We start from the raw sequence: 5,276 nt of genomic DNA on the forward strand, positions 1-5,276 counted from the left end.
CTCGAGGCGGTCGAGGCCCTGGACCCGTCGGACCCCCGGGGCGCCTTCCTGGCCCGGGTGGCCGACAACGCCCGCGCCACTCTCGACCGCGAGGCGGCCCTGGGCGAGGCGGCCGAGGCGGCGGCGATCGCCCGGCTGGAGCGGTTACTCGGCCAGTCCGGCGATTTTTCGACCCTGAACGCGGCGCTCTGGCAATCGCTTGAGGGACGGCCGGATGGCGCCGCTCGACCCAGGCCTGCTGGCCCATCTGCGGGCCAGCCTGATCGATCAGATCGCCATCGACCAGCCGACCTATTCGGGACTGGCGGCCTTGGGCGCGCCATAGGCCGGACGGCCCAGCAGGGTCGAGACCCGGGTGCGGGCGTCGGCCTCGATGTCGGCGAAGAACAGGTTATAGCCGGGAACCTTGCGCCGATCGGTCCATGAGCCTGTCGGCCGCAGCGAGGTGGATTTCGAGCGCCCCGTATGCAGCAGGCCGCCGTCGCACTGGGCCCAGACCTGGCGCTTGAGGAAGGCCGGACGCGACCCCCATTCCAGCCCCGTGGCGTTGGCGGCCCCGAGATTGAGCCGGGCCGGGACGCGCTCGGTCCCCAGGCCGCCGGTCAGGGGATTGACGCACAGGGGCGCGCGGCCCTGGAGTTCGACCAGCTGTTCGGCCTCGTCCCAGACCAGGGAGCGATTGATCAGCTCCTGGGCCTTGGGAAAATCGCCGTCCTGCAGCGAGGCGTAGGCGACCACGCAGCCGGCCTGGTCGCGCCGCTCGCAGGCCGGGACCAGGGCCCCGGGGCCGTAATCGGCGGCGGGAACCACCGTCTCGATCAGATAGACGCCGGCCAGCCGGGCCAGCAGCTCTGGATGGGTCGCCACCTCCTCGGTCACCAGCCGGGACAGCAGGGTTCCGCCCTGCTCGACCCCGACCAGCACCAGAGGCCGGTCCTGGCTGTAGCGGCTGACATAGAGCCGGAACGCATCGCGGACGTCGCCATAGGCGAAGCGGCGGGCGTCGCGGGCGTCGTCGCGCAGGGTCAGGAAGGTGTAGAGGCTGGCCTGGCGATAGCGCGGCGCGAAGATCCGGCCGACCCGGGCGAAGGGCCCCGCATAGTTGGGCAGCATGACCCGCGACAGATCCCGGGCGGCGCGGACCTGGTCGATCGGCGCATTCCAGTCCCGCCCGCCGTCAAAGCTGGTGGGATGAACGAAGAAGACGTCCACCGGTCGATCGGCGGGCGGACGGGCGGCGGGGTCGCGCGGCAGCAGGGCCCAGGCCTCGTCCCGGCCATAGTCCGGCGCGGCCGGCGGACGATAGGCCTGGAACGGGATCTTCGGATCCAGGGTGGTGCGCAGGATGTCGTAGCGCCAATAGAAACAGGCCGCCGCCAGGAGCGCCGCCAGCAGCAGCGCGCCTACGAAAATCCAGCGCTTGAAGCCCTTGAAGCGTTCGCCCATGCGCCTTGCCTACACCAAGGCGCGGATGCGGACTACGCCCCTTCCTGACCGATGATCGCCACCGAACAGACATTGCTGGCCGGTCCGCCGCCCAGATTGTGGGTCATGCCGAACACCGGATCGCTGAGCTGGCGCTCGCCGGCCCGGCCCTGCAGCTGGAGGTACATCTCGTACAGCATCCGCAGGCCCGAGGCGCCGATGGGGTGGCCGAAGCACTTGAGGCCGCCGTCGATCTGGCAGGGCACGCCGCCGTCGGCGTCATAGAAGCCATTGAGCACGTCGCGCCAGCCCTGGCCTTCCGGCGAGATGAACAGGTCTTCCATGGTCACCAGCTCGGTGATCGAGAAGCAGTCATGCACCTCCATCATCGAGATCTGCTCGCGCGGCCGCTCGATTCCGGCCTCGCGATAGGCCTTGCCGGCGGCGATGCGGGCGGTGTGGAAGTGGCTGCCGTCCCAGCCGTTGTACTGGCTCTCATAGCCGTTGGAGACCGACAGCTGGATGGCCTTGACCAGGGTCAGGTTGCGCTTGCCCATGGCCCGGGCGATCTCCGGGGTGGTGACGATGGCGCAGGCCGCGCCGTCCGACACGCCGCAGCAGTCGAACAGGCCCAGCGGCTCGGCGATCATCGGCGCGTTGAGCACCTGCTCCTCGGTGACCGCCTTTTGCAGGTGGGCCTTCTTGTTCTTGGTCCCGTTGGCGTGGCTCTTGACCGACACGTGAGCGATGGCGCGCTTGAGGTCGTCCTTGGAGACGCCGTGTTTGGCGCGATAGGCGCTGGCCAGCTGGGCGAAGTTGCCGGGGGCCGAGCCGTTGGGCATGACCTGCGGCGTCAGGGTCCCTGGATTGGCGACCGGCAGGCCGCCATAGCCGGTGTCCTTGAGCTTCTCGACGCCCAGGGCGATGGCGATGTCGGCCGCGCCAGAGGCCACGGCATAGACCGCGCCGCGGAAGGCTTCGGAGCCCGAGGCGCAGAAGTTCTCCACCCGGGTCACGGCGATATTGGGCAGGCGCAGGGCGGTCGACATCGGCGTGCCGCCCTTGCCGGTGCCCATCTCGTCAACATGGGTCGAGAACCAGGCCGCGTCCAACTGGCTGGCCTCGATGCCGGCGTCGGCCATGGCCTCGATATAGGCCTCGACCATCAGGTCGTCGGGACCGGCGTCCCAACGCTCGCCGAACTTGCTGCAGCCCATCCCGAGGATGGCGACCTTGTCGCGAATGCCCTTGGCCATGGTGAGTGCTCCCTAGGTTTCGGTCGGCTTTAAGGCCGTATTGATTGGGTGTATATTTAGCGCCATGACGCGGATCATCCTGACCGACGAAGCCGATCGAATGGCGCGGCAATTGGCCGAGCGGACGGGGCTGAGCTTGACCGACGCCATAGCGCGAGCCCTGCGCACCGAGCTCGACCGCACCCCGGACGACGCCGATGATCGCGCTGCGCGAATCGCGCGCATTCGAGAGATCCAGAAGCGCGTGGCGGCCGCGCCGATCCTCGAAGCCGGCTCTGACGAGGAGCTCGTGTACGACGCGGATGGTCTGCCGAGGTGATCGTTGTCGATACCTCGGCGCTGATCGCGATCTTTCGGGGCGAGCCGGAAGCCGAGAGCTTTCTCCAGCTGATCTTCAGTACGCCCGCCATAATTTCTGCGCCAAGCCGACTCGAAGCCTTTGTTGTGGTCACGCGACGATACGGCGACGGCAAGGCCGCCGAACTCGGTAACCTGATCGCCGATCTGCAACTGACCACGGTCGCTTTCGACGAAACACTCGCCGGGCTGGCCGAAGTAGCCTTCAAAACCTATCGCCGTGGCCGCCACGGCCTGAACTACGGCGACTGCTTCAGCTACGCCCTGGCCAAGTCCCGCGACCTGCCGCTGCTGTTCAAGGGTGAGGACTTCGCCGCCACCGATGTGAAGCGGGCCGTCTGACACGCCCCTACTCCGCCGCCACGGCGGCCTGGGCCGCGATCGCTGAACGATCCGGCGTCGCTTTCCAGAAATAGCGGGTGAAGCCGCGCTTATCGTCGACGTCCTTGACCCGGAAGACCATCTTGACCGGCAGGCCGGTGTCGACGTCGCCCGGCTCGACATCGGTGATGTCCAGCATGATCCGGCCGCCGCCCTCGAAAACGATCATGCCGTAGTGGTTGGGCGGGGCCATCGAGAAGGTCAGGTAGTCGGCCGAATAGCTCAGCACCGAGGCCTTGCGCTCGGCGAAGCGGTAGGGCTCCTGGGTGTCGACGGCCGGATTGTTCGGGGCCACCGAGATGCGGGTGCGGGGGAACTGCACCACGCCGGTCTCGCGGCACCGCCCGCCCACCAGGCCCAGGATCATGTCCTGGTTGCGATAGAGGGTGGTCAGGGCGGTCTTGTTGTCCTTCTCGGCCCGCATCCCCTTTTCCCACTCGATCAGGCCGTTGAAGGTGAGGAACTTCAGGTAGTTGGTCTCTTCCTTGCGTTCGGCCAGGGCCCCGACCACGCCGCGGGCCGGACGGGCCGCGTCGATGGCGTCGGTGACCCTGAACAGCAGGGCCTCGGCCCCCTGACCGAACTGGGCGACCAGGATCACCTCGCCGGGCTTGGCCTCGTCAAGGGCATGGGCCAGCATCAGCGGGCCGTGGGCGCTGCCGGCCTCGCCCAGCCGCGAGGCGAGGTTGTCGCGCACCGCCTCGGGGGCGATCCCCAGGGTCTTGGCCAGGCTGGCGGCCATGCCGGCGAAGGTCGAGGGGAAGCAGAAATGCTTGACGTCGGCGGCGGTCAGGCCGGCGTCGGCGAGGGCCTGGCGAATGGCCGGCGGGACCAGCTTGACGATGCCCTCGTCACGGATCCAGCGCTCTTCCCACTGGTAGTCGAAATCACTGTCGGCGCCGCGGAAATGGTCGACGAAGTCGTCGGTGACCGTGCCGCGCCCGAGGAACTCGGCCGCGCCGGGGCCCTCGGCGATCACGAAGGCGGCGGCGGCGTCGCCGAAGTCCATTTCCTGGGTCGAGGCGGCGCGGGTGCGGCGGTGCTCGCCCGCCGTGACCAGGGCTTGGCGGGCCGATCCGCCCTTCACGGCGGCCAGGGCCTGGGCCAGGGCCCCCAGCCCGCAGCGCTGCGAGCCGGTGACATCGGCCGAACTGATGGCCTTTTCCAGGGTCAGGGCGCCGGCCACGATGCCGGCGTTGAGCCGGTCGACGAAGGGCGCCGTGGTCGAGGCGAAATAGAGGGCGTCGATGTGAGAGCGGTCATCCGCCGGCCCCAGGGCGTCGCGGGCGGCCTCGACCGCCATGGTCAGGGCGTCCTCGTCCCAGTTGGCCATCGAGCGTTCGCCCTTGGCCTTGCCCATCAGATTGGGCGCGACCCAGGCATTGGCCACGGCCACCGCCTTGCGGCTGAGACGAAGGCGCGGCGCGTAGGCGCCCCAGGCAGCGATGCCGACCATATTCCACTCCCTGACTGACGCCCGTTCCGGCGACTGATCAGCGGTTAGATTACGCTCGCGGAAGGCGTCGGCAAGTATGACGTGGCGTTAGGCCGACCGCTTTTCCGGCGAGCGGACTCGAGACGGGGTTCGCGCCGCGCCGCGTCAGCGATAGGGATCGTCGGTGTTCAGATAGCCCGCCACATAGTCTTCGACCCCGTCTTCCAGGCTGGTCATCGGGGCGTTGTAGCCGGCGGCCCGCAGGCGATCCATGCGGGCCTGGGTGAAGTATTGGTACTTGCCGCGCAGCACCTCGGGCATGTCGATATAGGCGATCTCGGGTGTTCGCGGCCGATGGCCGGAAGGTCGCCTCGGCAGGTCCTTGAACGATCGCGCCTGGCCCGAGCCGAGGTTGTAGACGC

At 68.6% G+C, this 5,276-nt stretch carries 6 protein-coding genes and 2 pseudogenes; 4 read left to right on the forward strand and 4 right to left on the reverse strand.

Annotated elements, in window-relative coordinates:
- Positions 1-57: 57 nt before the first annotated feature.
- Both CSW58_RS15785 and CSW58_RS15790 read left to right on the forward strand, forming a co-directional pair.
- Positions 58-132: pseudogene (locus CSW58_RS15785) on the forward strand (protein kinase); the annotation flags it as partial.
- Between the two features lie 82 nt (positions 133-214).
- Positions 215-325 carry a hypothetical protein gene (locus tag CSW58_RS15790; protein ID WP_255406573.1) on the forward strand — a complete coding sequence of 37 codons (111 nt, stop codon included), beginning with the start codon at positions 215-217 and terminating at the stop codon, positions 323-325.
- On the opposite strand, the gene CSW58_RS08645 is transcribed toward CSW58_RS15790, so the two are convergent.
- Together CSW58_RS08645 and CSW58_RS08650 are read right to left on the reverse strand one after the other, a co-directional pair.
- Positions 292-1,446, reverse strand: coding sequence for a DUF3089 domain-containing protein (locus CSW58_RS08645; RefSeq protein ID WP_099447020.1), 1,155 nt, complete (start codon positions 1,444-1,446; stop codon positions 292-294). The two genes, CSW58_RS15790 and CSW58_RS08645, sit on opposite strands and share 34 nt — an antisense overlap.
- 32 nt (positions 1,447-1,478) lie before the next feature.
- Positions 1,479-2,681 (reverse strand): acetyl-CoA acetyltransferase, encoded by a 1,203-nt coding sequence (locus tag CSW58_RS08650; protein WP_099447021.1) that lies wholly within the window; start codon positions 2,679-2,681, stop codon positions 1,479-1,481.
- A gap of 64 nt (positions 2,682-2,745) precedes the next feature.
- On the opposite strand from CSW58_RS08650, the gene CSW58_RS08655 reads away from it, so the two are divergent.
- Both CSW58_RS08655 and CSW58_RS08660 read left to right on the forward strand, forming a co-directional pair.
- A complete protein-coding gene (locus tag CSW58_RS08655; protein ID WP_099447022.1) occupies positions 2,746-3,000 on the forward strand; it encodes a type II toxin-antitoxin system VapB family antitoxin in 255 nt (84 codons plus the stop codon).
- A complete protein-coding gene (locus tag CSW58_RS08660) occupies positions 2,997-3,380 on the forward strand; it encodes a type II toxin-antitoxin system VapC family toxin (protein ID WP_099447023.1) in 384 nt (127 codons plus the stop codon). Before CSW58_RS08655 ends, CSW58_RS08660 begins: the two co-directional genes overlap by 4 nt.
- A gap of 7 nt (positions 3,381-3,387) precedes the next feature.
- Here CSW58_RS08660 and CSW58_RS08665 read toward each other — a convergent pair whose 3' ends face one another.
- Positions 3,388-4,875, reverse strand: coding sequence for a hydroxymethylglutaryl-CoA synthase family protein (locus tag CSW58_RS08665; protein ID WP_099447024.1), 1,488 nt, complete (start codon positions 4,873-4,875; stop codon positions 3,388-3,390).
- A 144-nt stretch (positions 4,876-5,019) separates the two neighbouring features.
- A pseudogene (locus CSW58_RS08670) lies at positions 5,020-5,276 on the reverse strand (ADP-glyceromanno-heptose 6-epimerase); the annotation flags it as partial.

The sequence above is a fragment of the Caulobacter sp. B11 genome, assembly GCF_002737765.1.
In the GTDB taxonomy this organism is placed as follows: domain Bacteria; phylum Pseudomonadota; class Alphaproteobacteria; order Caulobacterales; family Caulobacteraceae; genus Caulobacter.